Origin of the sequence: Streptomyces sp. RK9 (genome assembly GCF_045070545.1) — a bacterium.
Taxonomy (GTDB): domain Bacteria; phylum Actinomycetota; class Actinomycetes; order Streptomycetales; family Streptomycetaceae; genus Streptomyces; species Streptomyces alboflavus.
Map to the genome: position 1 here is coordinate 2,960,691 of NZ_CP173703.1, position 20,216 is coordinate 2,980,906.

Consider the following 20,216-nt stretch of genomic DNA (forward strand, 5'->3'; position numbering starts at 1 on the left):
GGTCCGCCCGCTGGGACGGTCTCACGGTGGGACCGGGGTCCCCGCTACCCTGGCCGGGTGCGGGTCCCCAAGGAACCCGCAAAGCCGACAGCCGTCGCACTCCAGGGAGCTCATTCATGGCCTCGTTGCCGACCCCCTCATCCGCTTCCTCGGTGGACACCTCCGCCGGGAACCGGGCCGACGCCCTCCGCGAAGCACTGGCGACCCGCGTGGTGGTCGCCGACGGAGCGATGGGCACCATGCTGCAGGCACAGGACCCGAGCCTCGAGGACTTCCAGAACCTCGAGGGCTGCAACGAGATCCTGAACATCACGCGCCCCGACATCGTCGCCTCCGTCCACCGCGAGTACTTCGCCGCGGGCGTCGACTGCGTCGAGACCAACACCTTCGGCGCGAACCACGCGGCGCTCGGCGAGTACGACATCCCCGAGCGCGTCTTCGAGCTCTCCGAGTCCGGCGCCCGCATCGCCCGCGAGGTCGCCGACGAGTTCACCGTCTCCACCGGCTCGCAGCGCTGGGTCCTCGGCTCCATGGGCCCCGGCACCAAGCTGCCCACCCTCGGCCACGCCCCGTACACCGTGCTGCGCGACGCCTACCAGCAGAACGCCGAAGGCATGATCGCGGGCGGCGCCGACGCGCTCCTGGTGGAGACCACCCAGGACCTGCTGCAGACCAAGGCCGCCCTCCTCGGCGCCCGCCGCGCCCTGGACGCCACCGGCGCCACCGTGCCGCTGATCTGCTCCGTCACCGTCGAGACCACCGGCACCATGCTGCTCGGCTCCGAGATCGGCGCCGCGCTGACCGCCCTGGAGCCGCTGGGCATCGACATGATCGGCCTGAACTGCGCGACGGGCCCGGCCGAGATGAGCGAGCACCTGCGCTACCTCGCCCGGCACTCCCGGGTCCCGATCCTCTGCATGCCCAACGCCGGCCTGCCCGTCCTCGGCAAGGACGGCGCGCACTACCCGCTGACGGCCTCCGAGCTGGCCGACGCCCAGGAGACCTTCGTCCGCGAGTACGGCCTGTCCCTCGTCGGCGGCTGCTGCGGCACCACCCCCGAGCACCTGCGCCAGGTCGTCGAGCGCGTCCGCGGCCTGACCCCGACCGTGCGCGACCCGCGCCCCGAGCCGGGCGCCGCCTCGCTCTACCAGACCGTGCCGTTCCGCCAGGACACCTCGTACATGGCGATCGGCGAGCGCACCAACGCCAACGGCTCGAAGAAGTTCCGCGAGGCCATGCTGGACGCCCGCTGGGACGACTGCGTGGAGATGGCCCGCGACCAGATCCGCGAGGGCGCGCACATGCTCGACCTGTGCGTCGACTACGTCGGCCGGGACGGCGTCGCCGACATGCAGGAGCTGGCCGGACGCTTCGCCACCGCCTCCACGCTGCCCATCGTCCTCGACTCCACCGAGGTGCCCGTCATCCAGGCGGGCCTGGAGAAGCTGGGCGGGCGCGCCGTCATCAACTCCGTCAACTACGAGGACGGCGACGGCCCCGAGTCCCGGTTCGCGAAGGTCACCGCGCTCGCCCAGGAGCACGGCGCCGCGCTGATCGCCCTCACCATCGACGAGGAGGGCCAGGCCCGCACCGTCGAGCACAAGGTCGCCATCGCCGAGCGCCTCATCGAGGACCTGACGACCAACTGGGGCATCCACGAGTCGGACATCCTCATCGACACCCTGACCTTCACCATCTGCACCGGTCAGGAGGAGTCCCGGGGCGACGGCATCGCCACCATCGAGGCCATCCGCGAGCTGAAGCGCCGCCACCCCGACGTCCAGACCACCCTGGGCCTGTCCAACATCTCCTTCGGCCTGAACCCGGCCGCCCGCGTGGTCCTCAACTCGGTGTTCCTCGACGAGTGCGTCAAGGCCGGCCTGGACTCCGCGATCGTGCACGCCTCGAAGATCCTGCCGATCGCCCGCCTGGAGGAGGAGCAGGTCGAGGTCGCGCTCGACCTGATCTACGACCGCCGCCGCCCCCAGCAGGGCGACGAGCCCGCCTACGACCCCCTGCAGCGGCTCATGGAGCTGTTCGAGGGCGTCAACATGAAGTCCATGAAGGCGGGCAAGGCCGAGGAACTCCTCGCCCTGCCGCTGGACGAGCGCCTCCAGCGCCGCATCATCGACGGCGAGAAGAACGGCCTGGAGGCCGACCTGGACGAGGCGCTCCTGGAGCGCCCCGCCCTGGACATCGTCAACGACACGCTCCTCGAGGGCATGAAGGTCGTCGGCGAGCTGTTCGGCTCCGGCCAGATGCAGCTGCCGTTCGTGCTCCAGTCCGCCGAGGTCATGAAGACGGCGGTGGCCCACCTGGAGCCGCACATGGAGAAGTCCGACGCCGAGGGCAAGGGCACCATCGTGCTCGCCACCGTGCGCGGCGACGTCCACGACATCGGCAAGAACCTCGTCGACATCATCCTGTCCAACAACGGCTACAACGTGGTCAACCTGGGCATCAAGCAGCCCGTCGCCGCGATCCTCGACGCCGCCCAGGAGCACCGCGCCGACGTCATCGGCATGTCGGGCCTCCTGGTCAAGTCGACCGTGATCATGAAGGAGAACCTGGAGGAGCTGAACCAGCGCCAGATGGCCGCCGACTACCCGGTCATCCTCGGCGGCGCCGCGCTCACCCGGGCCTACGTCGAACAGGACCTGCACGAGATCTACGAGGGCGAAGTCCGCTACGCCCGCGACGCGTTCGAGGGCCTGCGCCTGATGGACGCCCTCATCGCCGTCAAGCGCGGCGTGCCCGGCGCCACCCTGCCCGAGCTCAAGCAGCGCCGCGTCCCCAAGCGGGACACACCCGCCGTCGAGGTCAAGGAGCCCGAGGGCCCCGCCCGCTCCGACGTCGCGACCGACAACCCCGTGCCCACGCCCCCGTTCCGCGGCACCCGCGTCATCAAGGGCATCCAGCTCAAGGAGTACGCGTCCTGGCTGGACGAGGGCGCGCTGTTCAAGGGTCAGTGGGGCCTGAAGCAGGCCCGCGCGGGCGACGGACCGACGTACGAGGAGCTGGTCGAGACCGAGGGCCGCCCGCGCCTGCGCGGCCTCCTCGACGAGCTCCAGACCAAGAACCTGCTCGAAGCCGCCGTCGTCTACGGCTATTTCCCCTGTGTCTCCAAGGGTGACGACCTGATCATCCTGGACGAGCAGGGCAACGAACGCACCCGCTTCTCCTTCCCGCGCCAGCGCCGGGGCCGCCGCCTGTGCCTCGCCGACTTCTTCCGCCCCGAGGAGTCCGGCGAGACCGACGTGGTCGGCCTCCAGGTCGTCACCGTCGGCTCCAGGATCGGCGAGGCCACCGCCGAGCTGTTCGCCGCCGACGCCTACCGCGACTACCTGGAACTGCACGGCCTCTCCGTGCAGTTGGCCGAGGCCCTGGCCGAGTACTGGCACGCCCGCGTCCGCTCCGAGCTGGGCTTCGGCGGCGAGGACCCGGCGGACGTCGAGGACATGTTCGCCCTCAAGTACCGCGGCGCCCGCTTCTCCCTCGGCTACGGCGCCTGCCCCGACCTGGAGGACCGCGCCAAGATCGCCGAACTCCTCCAGCCGGAGCGCATCGGAGTCGAACTCTCGGAGGAGTTCCAACTCCACCCCGAACAGTCGACGGACGCGATCGTGATCCACCACCCGGAAGCAAAGTACTTCAACGCGCGGTAGCGATGGAGCCCGTCCGGCGATTGAGGACGAGGCGCGAAGCGCCGACAAGCGGGGGCAAGGGGGCGCAGCCCCCATGAAAGACGCCCGTCCAAGGCAAATATCGCAGCGCGGTCCAGGCGCCGGGAACGTACACTGGTCTGTCCAGCTGGCAGGCCGGTCCCCCAAGGGGGACCGGCCTTCTCGTCCCTCATGGAGGTGTGCCCGATGACCAGTACGGTTCCCGCTCTCGGTACCCGAACGGCCGAAGGCTCCGCTCTGCAGGCCGTTCTCCTCGACATGGACGGAACCCTCGTCGACACCGAGGGCTTCTGGTGGGACGCGGAGGTGGAGGTCTTCGCGGCACTCGGGCACACCCTCGACGAGTCCTGGCGGGACATCGTCGTCGGCGGCCCCATGACCCGCAGCGCCGGCTTCCTCATCGAGGCCACCGGCGCCGACATCACCCTCGCCGAGCTGACCGTGCTGCTCAACGACGGCTTCGAGGACCGCATCAGCCGCGCCCTGCCGCTGATGCCGGGCGCCGCCAGACTCCTCGCCGAACTCGCCGCCCACGACGTGCCGACGGCGCTCGTCTCGGCCTCGCACCGGCGCATCATCGACCGCATCCTCGGCTCCATCGGCACCCACCACTTCCGCCTGACCGTGGCGGGCGACGAGGTGGAGCGCACCAAGCCGCACCCCGACCCCTATCTGATCGCCGCCGCGGGCCTCGGCGCCGAGCCCGGCCGCTGCGCCGTCATCGAGGACACCGCGACCGGCGTGGCCGCCGCCGAGGCCGCGGGCTGCCGCGTCGTGGCCGTACCGTCCGTCGCGCCGATCGCCCCGGCCGCGGGCCGCACCGTGGTGCCGTCCCTGGAACAGGTCGACCTGCGGTTCCTGCACGGCCTGATGAGCCTCTGAGAAGCGTGCCCGAACGGGCATGACGGCCGGTGAACCAGCCTCGGGTGGCTGAAATACCCGGGGCACACGGCCAGTTGAAAGTGTGACGTTTCCCACGTCGAAGAGGGTCGACAGGTCCCCGAACCTGTGCCGGAGAGCCCTTACCCCCCGGGCGGGGCGTGACCTTGTGTCCTGATTGGGCCGCCCGTGCACGAAACCTTCCGGTGTCGGGTTATCGGTGTGTCCACGCCCCGTATCACTGCGTGATGGCAGCTCAACTCCGGTCCCCTCCAATGCCTCTGGTGGTGCGGACTAATCTCGTCGCGAGAACATCGCCCCACCCTCCCCGTGACCCATCAACCCCACCCCGCCGTTGCCGGAAAACACGGGTATTCAAGAGTTCTGGAGAACGTCCAGCATGAACCGCAAGACTTTGGTGCTGCCGGCCCTGATAGGTCTGCTCGCCCCCACGCTCGCCGCGTGTGGCGGTTCGGGCAGCGGGGACAGCGACGACCCCATCGCGGTGGGCACCACGGACCGGTTCGCCGTCTCGAAGGAAGTCCCGGCTCCCTTCGACCCTGCGTACTCCTACGACGCCGGAACCTGGAACATCCTGCGGCAGACCCTGCAGACGCTCATGGCCATGCCGCGCGGGGGCGGCGAGCCGGAGCCCGAGGCGGCGCAGAAGTGCGGCTTCACCGACACCGGCAACGAGCGGTACGCGTGCACGCTGCGCAAGGACCTCAAGTTCGCCGACGGCAAGCCGCTGACCGCCTCCGATGTGAAGTTCTCCATCGAGCGGGTGCGGGACATGAAGGTCGCCAACTCCAGCGGTGTCGACGGCCTCGTGTCGAACGTCGAGACCATCGAGGTCCAGGGCGACCGCGGCGTCGTCTTCCACCTCAAGAGCCCGGACGCGACGTTCCCGTACAAGCTCGCCACGCCGATCGCGGGCATCGTCAGCCCCGATCGCTACAGCAAGACGAAGCTGCGCGACGGCTTCGAGGTGGACGGCTCCGGCCCGTACACCGTCAAGCAGGAAGTCAAGGGCGACCAGCTCGTCAAGGCCGTCTTCACCAAGAACCCCCACTACAAGGGTTCCTTCGGCCAGCAGAACGAGAAGGTCGAGCTGCGCACCTTCGTGAACGCGGCCGGGATGGGCAAGGCCCTCGACAGCGGCGACATCGACCTGATGACCCGCACCATGTCGCCGCAGCAGGTGAAGAAGCTGGACGAAGACCCCGGCAAGGACATCGACCTCGTCGAGATGCCCGGCCTGGAGATCCGCTACCTCGCCTTCAACACCAACGCCTCGACCGTCAAGAACAAGGCCGTCCGCCAGGCCATGGCCCAGATCGTCGACCGCGGCGCGCTCGCGAGCAGCGTGTACGGCTCCATGGCCGACCCGCTGTACTCACTGGTGCCGACCACCATCACCGGCCACTCCAACTCGTTCTTCAACAAGTACGAGCAGCCGGACCCGAAGAAGGCCAAGGCGCTGCTCAGCGACGCGGGCATCGACACGCCCGTGAAGCTGACCATGCACTACACCACGGACCACTACGGCCCGGCCACGAAGAAGGAGTTCGAGACGCTGCAGCAGCAGCTCAACTCCACCGGCCTCTTCGACGTGAAGATCAAGGGCGAGATCTGGAACACCTTCCGCCCGGCGGAGCGCGAGGGCAAGTACGACGTCTACGGCATGGGCTGGTTCCCCGACTTCCCGGACGCCGACAACTTCCTCGCGCCGTTCCTCGACAAGGACAACTTCCTCGGTTCGCCGTACCGCAACAGCACCATCAACGACGAACTGATCCCCACCTCCCGGCGCGAGGCCGACCGCCTCAGCGCCAGCAAGAGCATCGAGAAGATCCAGGACATCGTGGCCGATGACGTCCCGGTGCTGCCCCTGTGGCAGGGCAAGCAGTACATCGCCGCACGTGACGACATCACGGGCGTCGAATGGGCTCTCAACTCCTCCTCGAACCTGCAGCTGTGGGAGCTCGCCCGCGGCGTGGGCGACTGACCGGCGCCCCACCGAGTACGGAAACAACGACAAGGCACGCAAGTGAAAATGCGCAACCAGTGGCTGGCCCTGCCCCTCACCTCCGGCCTGGCCGCCACCCTGCTGACCGGCTGTGGATCGGAGTCGGGCGGTTCCGCCGCCGACAGCGACTCCGTGGTGGTGGGGATGTCCGACGACGTCCTCGCCACCGACCCCGCCTCCGGTTACGACCCCGGCTCGTGGCTGCTGTTCAACAACGTCTTCCAGTCACTGCTGAGCTTCCCCAACGGCGCCACCCAGCCGGAGCCGGAAGCCGCGCGCAAGTGCCGCTTCACCGACCGGCAGACCAAGGTCTTCACCTGCACGCTGCGTGACGGCCTGAAGTTCAGCAACGGCAACGACCTGACCTCGAAGGACGTCAAGTACTCCTTCGACCGCGTCCGGGAGATCAACGACAAGACCGGCCCGGCGATCATGTTCCCGATGCTCGACGAGGTCGAGACGCCGGACGCCAAGACGGTCGTCTTCAAGCTGAAGTTCCCCGACGCGACCTTCCCGAGCAAGATCGCCTCGGGTGCCGGTTCGATCGTCGACCACCGCGAGTACCCCAAGGACAAGCTGCGCGCCGACGGCGAGGCGGTGGGCTCGGGGCCGTACAAGCTCGACTCGTTCGACAAGGACGAGGCGGTCTTCTCCGTCAACTCCGGCTACGAGGGCACCGCCAAGACCCGCAACGACGGCGTCACCCTGCGCTTCTTCCACGGCGACCGCAAGGGCCTGAAGCAGGCGATCACCGACCACGACATCGACGTCGCCTACCGAGGCCTCGCCGCCGGGGACATAGCCGACCTGGAGAAGGGCACCTCCGACAGCAAGATGGAGGTCGTCGAGGGCACCAGCGCCGAAGTGCAGCACCTGGTCTTCAACATGAAGGACCCGGTGGCCGGCAAGCTCGGCGTGCGCAAGGCCATCGCCTACCTCCTCGACCGCGAAGCGCTGGTCGACCAGGTGTACCAGGGCACGGCGACGCCGCTGTACTCGATCGTCCCGGCCGGCATCGGCGGCCACAACACCGCCTTCTTCGACACCTACGGCGCCCGCCCGCAGCGCGACAAGGCCGCCGCGGCCCTGCGCGGGGCCGGCATCGACGGCAAGGCCAAGCTGACGCTGTGGTCCACGCCGTCCCGTTACGGCCCGGCCACCGACGAGGAGCTGCGCGCGATAGCCAAGCAGCTCAACGCCAGCGGCCTGTTCGAGGCGGATGTGAAGTCCGTCGAGTTCGAGCAGTACGAGAAGGACATCGAGGCCGGGAAGTACGGCGTCTACGTCAAGGGCTGGGTGCCGGACTACCCGGACCCGGACAACTTCACGCAGCCGTTCTTCGGCAAGGGCAACGTCCTGTCGAACCACTACGAGAACAGCGACATCACCGGGAAGATCATCCCGTCGACGGCCGCGCAGTCCGACCGCAACTCGACCGACACGGACTACGCCAAGCTCCAGGACATCGTCGCCGACGAGCTGCCCGTCCTCCCGGTCTGGCAGGCCAAGCAGTACGCGGTCGTCCAGGAGAACGTCTACGGCGTGGAGTCCTGCCTGGACGCGTCGACCGTCTTCCGCTTCTGGGAGCTCAGCAAGGACTGACGCCTCGGGCCCAGGCCGAGGCCTGAGGCGAGGCGAGCACGAGTGAGGGGGGCGCCCACCGGGCGCCCCCTCACTCGTGCTCTTCGTGTGCCGCCTTGCCGCCGGGCTACTGCGCTCCCGGCCGGACGAGGCCGCTCTCGTAGGCGTACACGGCCGCCTGCACGCGGTCGCGCAGGCCGAGCTTCGTCAGGACGTGCCCCACATGGGTCTTCACCGTGGTCTCGCTGACGAACAGGTCCGCGGCGATCTCCGCGTTGGAAAGACCGCGCGCCACCAGCTTCAGGACCTCGACCTCGCGGTCGGTGAGGGTGTGCAGCGTGTCCGGGACCGGCTCGTCGCCCGAGGGGAGGTGCCCGGCGTACTTGTCGAGCAGGCGGCGCGTGATGCTCGGCGCGAGCATCGCCTCACCCGCGGCGACCACCCGGATCGCCTGCACCAGCTCGTTCGCCGGCGCGTCCTTCAGGAGGAAGCCGCTGGCACCGGCGCGCAGCGCCTCCACCACGTACTCGTCGAGGTCGAAGGTGGTCAGGACGAGGACCTTCGCCGGGCCGTCCCGGCCGGGTCCGGTGATCTGGCGGGTCGCCTCGACCCCGTCCATCCGCGGCATGCGGATGTCCATCAGGACGACATCGGGCTGCAACGCCCGGACCTGGTCCAGAGCCTGCAGACCGTCTCCGGCCTCGCCGACGACCGCGATGTCCTGCTCGGCCTCCAGGATCATCCGGAAACCCGTGCGCAGCAGCGGCTGGTCATCGACCAGTAGGACGCGGATGGCCACGTAACTCTCCTTCGCCTAGCCCGGGCCCATTCTGCCCTGCTCCGCGTCCGGCGACTCCGGCGCCCTCACCGGAAGGGGATACGGCGGCGGCGTGCCGCCGAATTCCGGACAGACCGCCTGGTGGTCGCACCAGCCGCACAGCTTCGTCGGCCGCGGCCGCCAGTTGCCCGTCTCCGTCGCGAGCACGATGGCGTCCCACAGCGCGAGCAGCTTGCGCTCGACCCGCTCCAGGTCCGCCGCCACCGGGTCGTACGTGATGACGTCGCCGCTGCCCAGATAGACGAGCTGGAGGCGGCGCGGGATCAGGCCCTTCAGGCGCCACACCACGAGGGCGTAGAACTTCATCTGGAACAGAGCGCCCTCCGCGTACTCGGGGCGGGGGGCCTTGCCGGTCTTGTAGTCGACGATGCGGACCTCGCCGGTGGGGGCGACGTCGACGCGGTCGATGATGCCGCGCAGCTTCAGGCCCGAGTCCAGCTCGGCCTCCACGAACAGCTCCCGCTCGGCGGGCTCGAGGCGGGTGGGGTCCTCCAGCGTGAACCACCGCTCGACCAGCTTCTCCGCGTCGGCCAGCCACCGCGCCATGCGCTCGGCCGCGGCGTCGCCGTCGTCCGAGGCGTCCGAGCCGTCGTCGGCCTGGGCGAACAGCTCGGCCAGCTCCGGCTTGGCCGCGCGCAGCCGGTCCCACTGGCCGGGGATCAGCTCCTTGGCACGCGGCGCGGTGCGCTCCGCCGAGGGCGCGTCGAAGAGTCTCTCCAGGACCGCGTGGACCAGGGTGCCCCGCGTCGCCGCCGGGCTCGGCTTCTCCGGCAGCTTGTCGATCACCCGGAAGCGATACAGCAGCGGACACTGCATGAAGTCGCTCGCGCGCGAGGGTGACAGGGACGCCGGGCGCGCGGCCACCCCGACGTCTTCGGTCCTGGTTTCCATGACGACAGACCCTACGACCCACCACTGACAACGGCCGCATACCATCGACGACAGACCCTCCCGCCCTGCATGATCGTGTGTGTACCGCGCCACAGCAGGAGCGGGGGACGCTTCGAACGAGGGGACATCGTGGACGAAAGCGGCGGCAGCGGCAGGCCGCAGTCCGACGAGCACGCGCCCGCCCAGGCGGAACACGCGTCCGCCCAGGCGGAGACCGCGCCCGGCCGGGCGGCGAGTGCGTCCGGCGAGGGGCGGGGTGCGTCCGGCGAGGCGCAGAGCGTGCCCGGCCGGGCGGAGGGCGCGCCCGTCCGGGTCGAGAGCGCGTCGGGCGACGCGTCCCGGCCCGCGGCCGAGCGCCCTGGCGCCGAGAGGGGCACCCGCGCGGGTGACGCGGGGGAGGGGCGGGCCCGGGTCCGGGCCGATGACGAGGGTGCTCCGGACCGTTCGGACGGCACCCCGGGCCGGCCCGACGAGGCCCCGGACCGTGCCGACGAGGCCCCGGACCGTGCCGACAGGGCTCCGGACCGTCCCGACAGGGCTCCGGACCGTCCCGACGGCGCGACCGCCCACCCCGACCACGCGCCTGCCCACCCCGCCCCCGAGCCCCCCGCGCCCGAAGCGGCGCCGAGCGCGGCGCGCCCCACGGCCGCCGACTCCGGCGCCCCCGCCAGTGGTGAGCCCCGGCCCTCGGCCCCCACGACACCCGTCACCCCCGTCTCCGTCCACAAGCCCGCCCCCGCCGACCGGCCCACCCCGCCCAGGGTCCCCGCACCGGCCCCGGAGCGGGCCCACGCGCACCACACCGGCGAGCCGCTCAAGAGCGCCGAGGACGGCAAGCGGGACAAGCTGGACAAGCTGGATAAGGGGGACAAGGGGGGCAAGGACGAGCCGAAGAACCCCGGCGGGGGCCTCCTCATGGGGCGCCCCTTCGGCGTGCCCGTCTACGTCGCGCCCAGCTGGTTCCTCGTCGCCGCGCTGATCACCTGGGTGTTCGGCGGCCAGCTCGACCGCGTCCTGCCCGAACTCGGCAACGCCCGCTATCTCGTGTCGCTGTTCTTCGCCGTCGCGTTCTACGCCTCGGTGCTCGTGCACGAGCTGGCCCACACCGTCGCCGCGCTCCGCTTCAAGCTCCCCGTGCGCCGCATCCAGCTCCAGTTCTTCGGCGGCGTCAGCGAGATCGAGAAGGAGAGCGAGACCCCCGGCCGCGAGTTCGTCCTCGCCTTCGTCGGACCCCTGCTCTCCCTCGTCCTCGCGGGCGTGTTCTACGTGGGCATGCGCGCCGTGGAACCCGGCACCGTGCCCGGCGTCCTGCTCGCCGGACTGATGATCTCCAACCTCATCGTCGCCGCGTTCAACCTCCTGCCCGGCCTCCCGCTCGACGGCGGCCGCATGCTCCGCGCCGTCGTCTGGAAGATCACCGGCAAGCCCATGAGCGGCACCATCGCCGCCGCCTGGGTCGGCCGCGCGCTCGCCATCTCCGTCCTCATCGGCCTGCCGCTCCTCAACCAGTCCGGCGCCCTCGGCGGCGAGACCCAGGACATCGGCGGCATGGACACCGTCACCGACGCCCTGCTCGCCGCGATCCTCGCCGCCATCATCTGGACCGGGGCGGGCAACAGCCTGCGCATGGCCCGGCTGCGCGAGCACCTGCCCGAGCTGCGGGCCCGCGCGCTCACCCGCCGCGCCGTCCCCGTGGAGACCGACACCCCGCTGTCGGAGGCCCTGCGCCGCGCCAACGCCGCGGGCGCCCGCGCCCTGGTCGTGGTGGACGCCGACGGCGACCCGCTGTCCGTGGTCCGGGAGGCCGCCATCGTCGGCGTACCGGAACACCGCCGCCCCTGGGTCACCGTCAGCGGCCTCGCCCAGGACATCACCGAAGGCATGCGCGTCCCCGCCGACCTCTCGGGGGAGGAGCTCCTGGACCGGCTGCGGGCCACCCCGGCGACCGAGTACCTGGTCGTGGAGACCTCCGGCGAGATCTACGGCGTCCTGTCCGCCGCCGACGTCGAGCGCGCCTTCGTCAACGCCATGGCCCGGCCCAGCTGACCGCGCCGGGGGCGGGCCGCGCGACCGCGGTGGTCGGCGGCCCCCGCCACGGCCGGTAGGCTGGTCACATGTCCGAACCGACCGGTGCCGCCCGCCGACGCGGGCCCTTCAAGGTCGGGGACCAGGTCCAGCTCACCGACCCCAAGGGACGCCACTACACGTTCACGCTCGAGGCCGGGAAGAACTTCCACACCCACAAGGGTTCCTTCCCGCACGACGAGCTGATCGGCGCTCCCGAGGGCAGTGTTGTCCGCACCACGGGGAACGTCGCCTACCTCGCGCTGCGTCCCCTGCTCCCCGACTACGTCCTGTCCATGCCCCGCGGCGCCGCCGTGGTCTACCCCAAGGACGCGGGGCAGATCCTGGCCTTCGCCGACATCTTCCCCGGCGCGCGCGTCGTGGAGGCGGGCGTGGGCTCCGGCTCGCTCAGCGCCTTCCTGCTGCGCGCCATCGGCGACCACGGCATGCTGCACTCCTACGAGCGCCGCGAGGACTTCGCCGAGATCGCCCAGCAGAACGTGGAGCGCTACTTCGGCGGCCCGCACCCCGCCTGGCAGCTCACCGTCGGCGACCTCCAGGACAACCTGTCCGACACCGAGGTCGACCGCGTCATCCTCGACATGCTGGCTCCCTGGGAGTGCCTGGAGGCCGTCTCCAAGGCCCTGGTGCCCGGCGGCATCCTGTGCGCGTACGTCGCCACGACCACGCAGCTGGCCCGCACCGTCGAGTCGATCCGGGAGATCGGCGGCTTCAACGAGCCGACGGCCTGGGAGTCGATGATCCGCAACTGGCACATCGAGGGCCTGGCCGTCCGCCCGGACCACCGCATGATCGGCCACACCGGCTTCCTCCTCACCGCCCGCCGCCTCGCGGACGGCGTCGAGCCGCCCATGCGGCGCCGCCGCCCCGCCAAGGGCGCCTACGGCGAGGACTACACCGGCCCGAACGCCGACGGCGGCAGCCCCCGCTGACCGCCCGCCCGGACGCGCACCCCACGCGCCCGGCGTACTCCGCACAACGCACCGGCGCCGCCGCCGAGTTCCCACCGGATCCAGGGAACTCGACGGCGGCGCCGCCGCGTTGTAGGCGTGCCCTCGCACGGGACCCCGGTGTTCCCCGGCGCCGTGAGGTGTGACAGCATGCTGGCCACCCACCTCCACCGGCACAGCCCTCACAGGAGACACTCCTCGTGCAGCACCCCGCCGTCCCGGAACTGGCCCACACGGTGGACCGGCCGTGGGCCACGCGACCCATCCACTGGGTGGCCACCGCCGCCGCGCTCGCCGCCGTCGTCGCGGCCTCGGGCTTCCTCAAGACCGACCAGGCCACCGCCGCCCCGACCGACCCCGAGCCCGAGTCCAGGAGCGCCCCGGCGCCCGCGTCCGCCCCCGACCCGGCCACCGTCACCTACCCCCTGAAATGCCCCGCCGAGTCCGTCGTCACCGAGAAGGCGACCGGCGACCTCGACGGCGACGGCCGCCCCGAGACCGTCGCCGCCGTGCGCTGCCAGGCCGGCTCCGGCAGCCCGCCGCACGCCCTGTACGTCATCACGCGGCCCCGCGAGGGTAAGCCGCGCGTCGTCGCCACCCTCCTCGACGCCAAGGAGCGCCGCACCGTCAGCAAGCTCGCGGTGCGCGGGGGCGCCGTGACCGCGACGCTCCTCGGCTACTCCTCGATCGACGTGCCCCGCTACCGCCCCGATCTCCGCGACGAGGTCAAGTGGCAGTGGAAGAACGGCGCGTTCACCCGCTCGACACCCGGCGAGACGCGCGGAGTGTGACGCACCCGGCGCCCCACGCGCCGCCGCAGTGGACGGCACGTGGGCCCCGGAGACACCCGGCGTACACGAGGAGGGGCCCGTGGTTACCTTCAGACGGTAACCACGGACCCCGTTTCGCTCACACAGCGAAACAATCCGGTCACTCTGCGTCGGGGCCGTAGACCTCGACCTTGTCCGAAACCCGACGTACATGAATACAGTCGCCCGGGCACTCCTTCGCGGAGTCGGTGACGTCCCGCAGCAGCGGCAGGGGCACGGGCGTTGTCGCTCCCGGCGCCTGCAGCAGCTCGTCGTCGCCGCCCTTCACATAGGCCAGGCCATCGATGTCCAGCTCGAAGACCTCCGGCGCGTACTGGGCACAGATGCCGTCGCCGGTACACAGGTCCTGATCGATCCAGACCTCGAGCAGATCATGGCTCTCGCCGACGGTCTCCGCCTCGTGCTGCACGGTCATCTCTCCTGCCGAAACTGCGTCGAGCAGGGCCGACTTTGCTGCAAGTCCGGCCAGCCCTGACGGGTGTTGAACAGTTCGACCCTACAACCGGCGGCTTTCCGATGTTGTTGGGTGGGTATTCCCCTGGCGTGAGGGAGAGCGCAAGGGTGAAGATCGGACACACCCCCACCGTCTTTGTGATCTAGGGGTTTCAATCAGCACCCACCCAGGTAGGGTCAGGAAGCGTCCAGCTCCCCTTGGAGGAGGTGAGGACCGTGGCAGCCCACGACGACGACATCAACCGCGGCATCCGGCCGGGGCGAGGGTCTGAGGACCCAGCCGGTCAGGTTGCCTATCTCGAGCAGGAAATCGCCGTCCTGCGACGCAAGCTCGCCGACTCTCCGCGGCATACGAGGATTCTCGAAGAGCGGATCGTCGAGCTGCAGACCAACCTGGCAGGCGTGTCCGCGCAGAACGAACGGCTCGCCAACACGCTCCGCGAGGCCCGCGACCAGATCGTGGCCCTCAAGGAGGAGGTCGACCGGCTCGCACAGCCGCCGGCCGGCTTCGGAGTCTTCCTCACGGCGAACGAGGACGGCACCGCCGACATCTTCACCGGCGGCCGCAAGCTCCGTGTGAACGTCAGCCCGAGCGTCGAACTCGACGATCTCAGGCGCGGCCAGGAAGTCATGCTCAACGAAGCGCTCAACGTGGTCGAGGCCATGGAGTACGAGAGCGTCGGGGACATCGTCACCCTCAAGGAGATCCTTGAGGACGGCGACCGGGCCCTGGTGGTCGGGCACACCGACGAGGAACGGGTGGTGAGGCTCGCCGAGCCGCTCCTGGACGTCACCATCCGCCCCGGGGACGCCCTCCTGCTCGAGCCCCGCTCCGGCTACGTCTACGAGGTCGTACCGAAGAGCGAAGTAGAGGAACTGGTCCTCGAAGAGGTCCCGGACATCAGCTACGAGAAGATCGGCGGCCTCGGCGGTCAGATCGAGATGATCCGTGACGCCGTCGAGCTCCCCTACCTCTACCCCGACCTCTTCAAGGAGCACGAACTGCGGCCGCCCAAGGGCGTCCTGCTCTACGGCCCGCCCGGCTGCGGCAAGACACTGATCGCCAAGGCCGTCGCCAACTCCCTTGCCAAGAAGGTCGCCGAGGTCACCGGCCAGCCCGCGGGGAAGAGCTTCTTCCTCAACATCAAGGGCCCCGAGCTCCTCAACAAGTACGTCGGCGAGACCGAGCGGCACATCCGCCTGGTCTTCCAGCGCGCACGCGAGAAGGCGAGCGAGGGCACCCCCGTCATCGTCTTCTTCGACGAGATGGAATCCCTCTTCCGCACCCGCGGCAGCGGCGTCAGCTCGGACGTGGAGAACACCATCGTCCCCCAGCTGCTCGCCGAGATCGACGGTGTGGAAGGCCTGGAGAACGTCATCGTCATCGGCGCCTCCAACCGCGAGGACATGATCGACCCGGCCATCCTGCGGCCCGGACGCCTCGATGTGAAGATCAAGATCGAGCGCCCGGACGCCGAGGCGGCCAAGGACATCTTCGCCAAGTACCTCACCGAGCGCCTGCCGCTGCACTCCGACGACCTCGCCGAGCACAGCAGCGACAAGGCCGCCACCGTGCACGGCATGATCCAGTCCGTCGTGGAGCAGATGTACGCCGAGTCCGAGGAGAACCGCTTCCTCGAAGTCACGTACGCCAACGGCGACAAGGAAGTCCTCTACTTCAAGGACTTCAACTCCGGCGCCATGATCGAGAACATCGTCGGCCGCGCCAAGAAGATGGCCATCAAGGCCTTCCTCGAGCAGAACCAGAAGGGCCTCAGGGTCTCTCACCTCCTCCAGGCTTGCATCGACGAGTTCAAGGAGAACGAGGACCTGCCCAACACCACCAACCCGGACGACTGGGCCCGCATCTCCGGCAAGAAGGGCGAGCGGATCGTGTACATCCGCACGCTCGTCACCGGCAAGCAGGGCGCCGACACCGGACGCTCCATCGACACGGTGGCCAACACCGGTCAGTACCTGTAGATGGCAGGGCGGCTGCGGGTGCCCTCCTCGGGTACCCGCAGCCGACTGTTTTCCGCCGGTCGCGGGCGCCTCGCAGCCGCGTCACCAACCCAGCGAGAGCAAAGCAGGAAATGATCTCCCCACCAGCGCAGAGGCGTTCTAGGCTCTTCCGTACCGCCGAGTCGCGCAGTGCGGGGACGGGCACCGCACACGCACCGGAGAACCAGCGGTACTTGAGCGGCGCCCCCGACCGAGGGCGCCGCCGGGCAAGGAGGGCCGCATGACCGTACGGCGAGTAATGGGCATCGAGACGGAGTACGGCATCTCCGTCCCCGGCCACCCCAACGCCAATGCCATGCTCACCTCGTCCCAGATCGTCAACGCCTACGCCGCGGCGATGCACCGGGCGCGACGCGCCCGCTGGGACTTCGAGGAGGAGAACCCGCTGCGGGACGCGCGGGGCTTCGACCTCGCCCGCGAATCCGCCGACGCCAGCCAGCTCACCGACGAGGACATCGGCCTCGCCAACGTGATCCTCACCAACGGGGCCCGCCTCTACGTCGACCACGCACACCCCGAGTACAGCGCCCCGGAGGTCACCAACCCCCGCGACGCCGTCCTCTGGGACAAGGCCGGCGAACGCATCATGGCCGAGGCCGCCGAACGGGCCGCCGCGCTCCCCGGCGCCCAGCCGATCCACCTCTACAAGAACAACACCGACAACAAGGGCGCCTCCTACGGCACGCACGAGAACTACCTGATGAAGCGGGAGACCCCGTTCTCGGACATCGTGCGCCACCTCACGCCCTTCTTCATCTCCCGCCAGGTCTTCGCCGGGGCGGGCCGCGTCGGCATCGGCCAGGACGGCCACGAGCACGGCTTCCAGCTCAGCCAGCGCGCCGACTACTTCGAGGTCGAGGTCGGCCTGGAGACCACCCTCAAACGGCCCATCATCAACACCCGGGACGAGCCGCACGCCGACGCCGAGAAGTACCGCCGCCTGCACGTGATCATCGGCGACGCGAACCTCTCGGAGATCTCCACCTACCTCAAGCTCGGCACCACCTCGCTGGTCCTCGCCATGATCGAGGACGGCTTCATCGCGGTGGACCTGGCCGTCGACCAGCCCGTGCGCACCCTCCACCAGATCTCCCACGACCCGACGCTCCAGCACCTGGTCACGCTCCGTAGCGGCCGCACGCTCACCGCGGTGCAGCTCCAGATGGAGTACTACGAGCTGGCCCGCAAATACGTGGAGGAGCGGTACGGCGCCGACGCGGACGACCAGACCAAGGACGTCCTGTCCCGCTGGGAAGACGTCCTGAACCGCCTGGAGAACAACCCGATGAGCCTCTCCGGAGAGCTCGACTGGGTCGCCAAGCGGGAACTCATGGAGGGCTACCGCCGCCGTGACGGCCTCGACTGGGACGCCGCGCGCCTGCACCTGGTGGACCTCCAGTACGCGGACGTGCGCCCGGAGAAGGGCCTCTACAACCGTCTCGCGGCCCGCGGCAAGATGAAGCGCCTCCTGGACGAGGGCGACGTGGAGCGGGCCCGCACCAAGCCGCCCGAGGACACCCGCGCCTACTTCCGGGGCCGGTGTCTCGAGCAGTACGCCGACGACGTCGCCGCGGCCTCATGGGATTCGGTCATCTTCGACCTGCCCGGACGGGACTCGCTCCAGCGCGTGCCCACCCTGGAGCCGCTTCGCGGAACGCGTAATCACGTCAAGGAGCTCCTCGACCGCTGCCGCACGGCGGAGGATCTGGTCCGGGTGCTCTCCGGGGGCTGAAAGGCGGCTGAAAGGCCGGCGGCGGGGGAATCACAGAGGTGGGCCCCGCACGTTGTACGAAGTGCGGGGCCGATGTCAGACCCGGCTTGTAGGGTCTGATCAAGAAACGTCTAACCGAGCGGGGTGAGGTAGATGGCGACCAAGGACACCGGCGGCGGACAGCAGAAGGCGACGCGTTCCACCGAGGAGGTCGAGGAGCAGACGCAGGACGCGCAGGCTTCCGAGGACCTCAAGGAGCGCCAGGAGAAGCTGAGCGACGACGTGGACTCCGTCCTGGACGAGATCGACGACGTCCTTGAGGAGAACGCAGAGGACTTCGTGCGCTCCTTCGTTCAAAAGGGTGGCCAGTAGGCCGCTTCTCCCTTGGTTTCCAAGGGCAGGCCAGGGCTGTCGAGTGCGCCGCGAAAGCGCGGCGGCCCATGTGGATCACTGCCGCGAGACGGGTAGGGTCCCTGGCGTACTGTGCTTCAACTGCAATTCGGCGATCGGCAAGTTGGGAGATGCTCCCGGCACCTTGCGCCGGGCCATCAGTTACCTGGAAGGAAACCCGTGGAAGCCAACACTCGAAAGCCCGGGCGTCTGCCGGCTGCCTTCCTGACCCCTGGTTCATCGTCCTTCATGGACTTTCTCTCCGAGCACCAGCCGGAAATGCTCCCCGGCAAGCGGCAGTTGCCGCCGACGCAAGGGGTGCTCGAGGCTCCGCACGGCACGACCATCGTGGCGACGACGTTCCCCGGCGGCGTGGTGCTCGCCGGTGACCGTCGCGCCACGATGGGCAATGTGATCGCGCAGCGCGACATCGAGAAGGTCTTCCCGGCCGACGAGTACTCGGCGGTCGGCATCGCGGGCACGGCCGGTCTCGCCGTGGAGATGGTGAAGCTGTTCCAGCTGGAGCTGGAGCACTTCGAGAAGGTCGAGGGCGCGACGCTCTCCCTGGAGGGCAAGGCCAATCGGCTCTCCACGATGATCCGGTCCAACCTGGGCATGGCGATGCAGGGCCTCGCGGTCGTCCCGCTCTTCGCGGGGTTCGACGTGGACCGTGCCAAGGGCCGCATCTTCTCGTACGACGTGACGGGCGGCCGCAGCGAGGAGCACGGATTCGCGGCGACGGGCTCGGGTTCGGTCTTCGCGCGCGGTGCCATGAAGAAGCTGTACCGCGACGACCTGACGGAGGAGCAGGCGACGACGCTCGTCGTGCAGGCGTTGTACGACGCCGCGGACGACGACTCGGCGACGGGCGGTCCGGATGTCGCCCGGCGGATCTATCCGATTGTGACGGTGATCTCCGAAGAGGGCTTCCGGCGGCTGGCGGAGGCCGAGACCTCCGAGATCGCGCGCTCGATTCTGGCTCGTCGTCTGGAGCAGCCGGACGGTCCGCGCGCCGCGCTGCTCTGAGTGCCCCCGTTGTTGTTGTGTGAATTTTTGACAGAAAGGGACGGATAGCCGGTGTCGACGCCGTTCTATGTCTCACCCCAGCAGGCCATGGCCGACCGGGCGGAATACGCCCGCAAGGGCATCGCCCGCGGTCGCAGTCTGGTCGTGCTGCAGTACGCCGATGGCATTGTGTTCGTCGGTGAGAACCCGTCCCGTGCGCTGCACAAGTTCAGCGAGATCTATGACCGGATCGGTTTCGCCGCGGCCGGTAAGTACAACGAGTACGAGAACCTCCGCATCGGCGGCGTCCGCTATGCGGATCTGCGGGGATACACCTATGACCGTGACGATGTGACGGCCCGCGGCCTGGCGAATGTGTACGCACAGACGCTGGGCACGATTTTCTCCAGCAACGCCGAGAAGCCCTATGAGGTCGAGCTGGTCGTGGCCGAGGTCGGCACGACGCCGGACGGCGACCAGATCTACCGCCTGCCGCACGACGGCTCGATCGTCGACGAGCACGGCTCGGTCGCGGTCGGCGGCAACGCCGAGCAGATCAGCACGTATCTCGACCAGCGCCACCAGGACGGGATGACGCTCGCCGAGGCGCTGAAGCTCGCGGTGCAGTCGCTGTCGCGCGACACCAACGGCAGTGAGCGGGAGATCCCCGCGGAGCGCCTGGAGGTGGCGGTCCTCGACCGTACGCGGCCGCAGCAGCGGAAGTTCAAGCGGATCGTCGGCCGACAGCTGGAGCGGCTGCTCGGCGAGGACGGCGCGGCGGACGACTCGGAGGACGGCGCGGAGCCGGACGCCGAGGCCGGCTCGGACTCCGCCGAGGAGTAGCCAGGGGGTGGTTCCGCCCCCTGCGG

16 protein-coding genes are annotated in these 20,216 nt (G+C 69.6%); 13 read left to right on the top strand and 3 right to left on the bottom strand.

The window, feature by feature from the left end:
* Positions 1–116 precede the first annotated feature (116 nt).
* The 4 genes from metH to AB6L24_RS12050 all read left to right on the top strand — a co-directional run bounded on the left by metH (position 117) and on the right by AB6L24_RS12050 (position 8,193).
* Entirely contained in the window at positions 117–3,665 is a 3,549-nt protein-coding gene (gene metH / locus AB6L24_RS12035) for a methionine synthase (RefSeq protein WP_405654966.1), read from the top strand.
* A 204-nt stretch (positions 3,666–3,869) separates the two neighbouring features.
* Entirely contained in the window at positions 3,870–4,565 is a 696-nt protein-coding gene (locus AB6L24_RS12040) for an HAD family phosphatase (RefSeq protein ID WP_030356231.1), read from the top strand.
* Between the two features lie 397 nt (positions 4,566–4,962).
* Positions 4,963–6,570, top strand: a complete 1,608-nt coding sequence (locus AB6L24_RS12045; protein WP_405654969.1) for an ABC transporter substrate-binding protein — start codon at positions 4,963–4,965, stop codon at positions 6,568–6,570.
* Positions 6,571–6,612: 42 nt separating this feature from the next.
* Positions 6,613–8,193, top strand: a complete 1,581-nt coding sequence (locus AB6L24_RS12050) for an ABC transporter substrate-binding protein (protein ID WP_405654971.1) — start codon at positions 6,613–6,615, stop codon at positions 8,191–8,193.
* Between the two features lie 106 nt (positions 8,194–8,299).
* On the opposite strand, the gene AB6L24_RS12055 is transcribed toward AB6L24_RS12050, so the two are convergent.
* A complete protein-coding gene (locus AB6L24_RS12055; protein WP_030356234.1) occupies positions 8,300–8,971 on the bottom strand; it encodes a response regulator transcription factor in 672 nt (223 codons plus the stop codon).
* Between the two features lie 15 nt (positions 8,972–8,986).
* Positions 8,987–9,901 (bottom strand): RecB family exonuclease, encoded by a 915-nt coding sequence (locus AB6L24_RS12060; protein ID WP_405654974.1) that lies wholly within the window; start codon positions 9,899–9,901, stop codon positions 8,987–8,989.
* Positions 9,902–10,030: 129 nt separating this feature from the next.
* Here AB6L24_RS12060 and AB6L24_RS12065 point away from each other — a divergent pair, with 129 nt between their 5' ends.
* The 3 genes from AB6L24_RS12065 to AB6L24_RS12075 all read left to right on the top strand — a co-directional run bounded on the left by AB6L24_RS12065 (position 10,031) and on the right by AB6L24_RS12075 (position 13,727).
* The gene (locus AB6L24_RS12065; RefSeq protein WP_405654976.1) at positions 10,031–11,947 is read left to right on the top strand and encodes a site-2 protease family protein; all 1,917 of its coding nucleotides are present in this window, start codon (positions 10,031–10,033) and stop codon (positions 11,945–11,947) included.
* A gap of 68 nt (positions 11,948–12,015) precedes the next feature.
* Complete coding sequence (locus tag AB6L24_RS12070) at positions 12,016–12,918, top strand: tRNA (adenine-N1)-methyltransferase (RefSeq protein WP_016639459.1); 903 nt, start codon at positions 12,016–12,018, stop codon at positions 12,916–12,918.
* Between the two features lie 218 nt (positions 12,919–13,136).
* A complete protein-coding gene (locus AB6L24_RS12075) occupies positions 13,137–13,727 on the top strand; it encodes a hypothetical protein (protein ID WP_405654978.1) in 591 nt (196 codons plus the stop codon).
* Positions 13,728–13,866: 139 nt separating this feature from the next.
* On the opposite strand, the gene AB6L24_RS12080 is transcribed toward AB6L24_RS12075, so the two are convergent.
* On the bottom strand, positions 13,867–14,181 hold the full coding sequence (locus tag AB6L24_RS12080; protein WP_030356238.1) for a ferredoxin: 315 nt from the start codon (positions 14,179–14,181) through the stop codon (positions 13,867–13,869).
* A 254-nt stretch (positions 14,182–14,435) separates the two neighbouring features.
* On the opposite strand from AB6L24_RS12080, the gene arc reads away from it, so the two are divergent.
* The 6 genes from arc to prcA all read left to right on the top strand — a co-directional run bounded on the left by arc (position 14,436) and on the right by prcA (position 20,190).
* Positions 14,436–16,202: a proteasome ATPase gene (gene arc / locus AB6L24_RS12085; RefSeq protein WP_030356239.1), complete on the top strand. Its 1,767-nt coding sequence runs from the start codon at positions 14,436–14,438 to the stop codon at positions 16,200–16,202.
* A 259-nt stretch (positions 16,203–16,461) separates the two neighbouring features.
* Positions 16,462–17,973: a depupylase/deamidase Dop gene (dop, locus tag AB6L24_RS12090; RefSeq protein WP_405654982.1), complete on the top strand. Its 1,512-nt coding sequence runs from the start codon at positions 16,462–16,464 to the stop codon at positions 17,971–17,973.
* 132 nt (positions 17,974–18,105) lie between these two features.
* Complete coding sequence (locus AB6L24_RS12095; protein WP_030356241.1) at positions 18,106–18,324, top strand: ubiquitin-like protein Pup; 219 nt, start codon at positions 18,106–18,108, stop codon at positions 18,322–18,324.
* Positions 18,325–18,367: 43 nt separating this feature from the next.
* Positions 18,368–18,571: an endonuclease domain-containing protein gene (locus AB6L24_RS12100; protein ID WP_405654985.1), complete on the top strand. Its 204-nt coding sequence runs from the start codon at positions 18,368–18,370 to the stop codon at positions 18,569–18,571.
* Positions 18,523–19,368, top strand: a complete 846-nt coding sequence (prcB, locus tag AB6L24_RS12105; protein ID WP_380852719.1) for a proteasome subunit beta — start codon at positions 18,523–18,525, stop codon at positions 19,366–19,368. The genes AB6L24_RS12100 and prcB overlap by 49 nt, the downstream gene beginning before the upstream one ends.
* 51 nt (positions 19,369–19,419) lie before the next feature.
* Complete coding sequence (gene prcA, locus AB6L24_RS12110) at positions 19,420–20,190, top strand: proteasome subunit alpha (RefSeq protein WP_405654989.1); 771 nt, start codon at positions 19,420–19,422, stop codon at positions 20,188–20,190.
* The last annotated feature ends 26 nt before the right edge of the window (positions 20,191–20,216 follow it).

Excerpts from the sequence above, each read along its gene's own strand:
- AB6L24_RS12080 (WP_030356238.1), bottom strand. The coding sequence starts at position 14,181 with ATGACCGTGCAGCACGAGGCGGAGACCGTCGGCGAGAGCCATGATCTG.
- AB6L24_RS12095 (WP_030356241.1), top strand. The coding sequence starts at position 18,106 with ATGGCGACCAAGGACACCGGCGGCGGACAGCAGAAGGCGACGCGTTCC.
- AB6L24_RS12070 (WP_016639459.1), top strand. The coding sequence starts at position 12,016 with ATGTCCGAACCGACCGGTGCCGCCCGCCGACGCGGGCCCTTCAAGGTC.
- AB6L24_RS12060 (WP_405654974.1), bottom strand. The coding sequence starts at position 9,901 with ATGGAAACCAGGACCGAAGACGTCGGGGTGGCCGCGCGCCCGGCGTCC.
- dop (WP_405654982.1), top strand. The coding sequence starts at position 16,462 with ATGACCGTACGGCGAGTAATGGGCATCGAGACGGAGTACGGCATCTCC.
- metH (WP_405654966.1), top strand. The coding sequence starts at position 117 with ATGGCCTCGTTGCCGACCCCCTCATCCGCTTCCTCGGTGGACACCTCC.
- AB6L24_RS12045 (WP_405654969.1), top strand. The coding sequence starts at position 4,963 with ATGAACCGCAAGACTTTGGTGCTGCCGGCCCTGATAGGTCTGCTCGCC.
- AB6L24_RS12040 (WP_030356231.1), top strand. The coding sequence starts at position 3,870 with ATGACCAGTACGGTTCCCGCTCTCGGTACCCGAACGGCCGAAGGCTCC.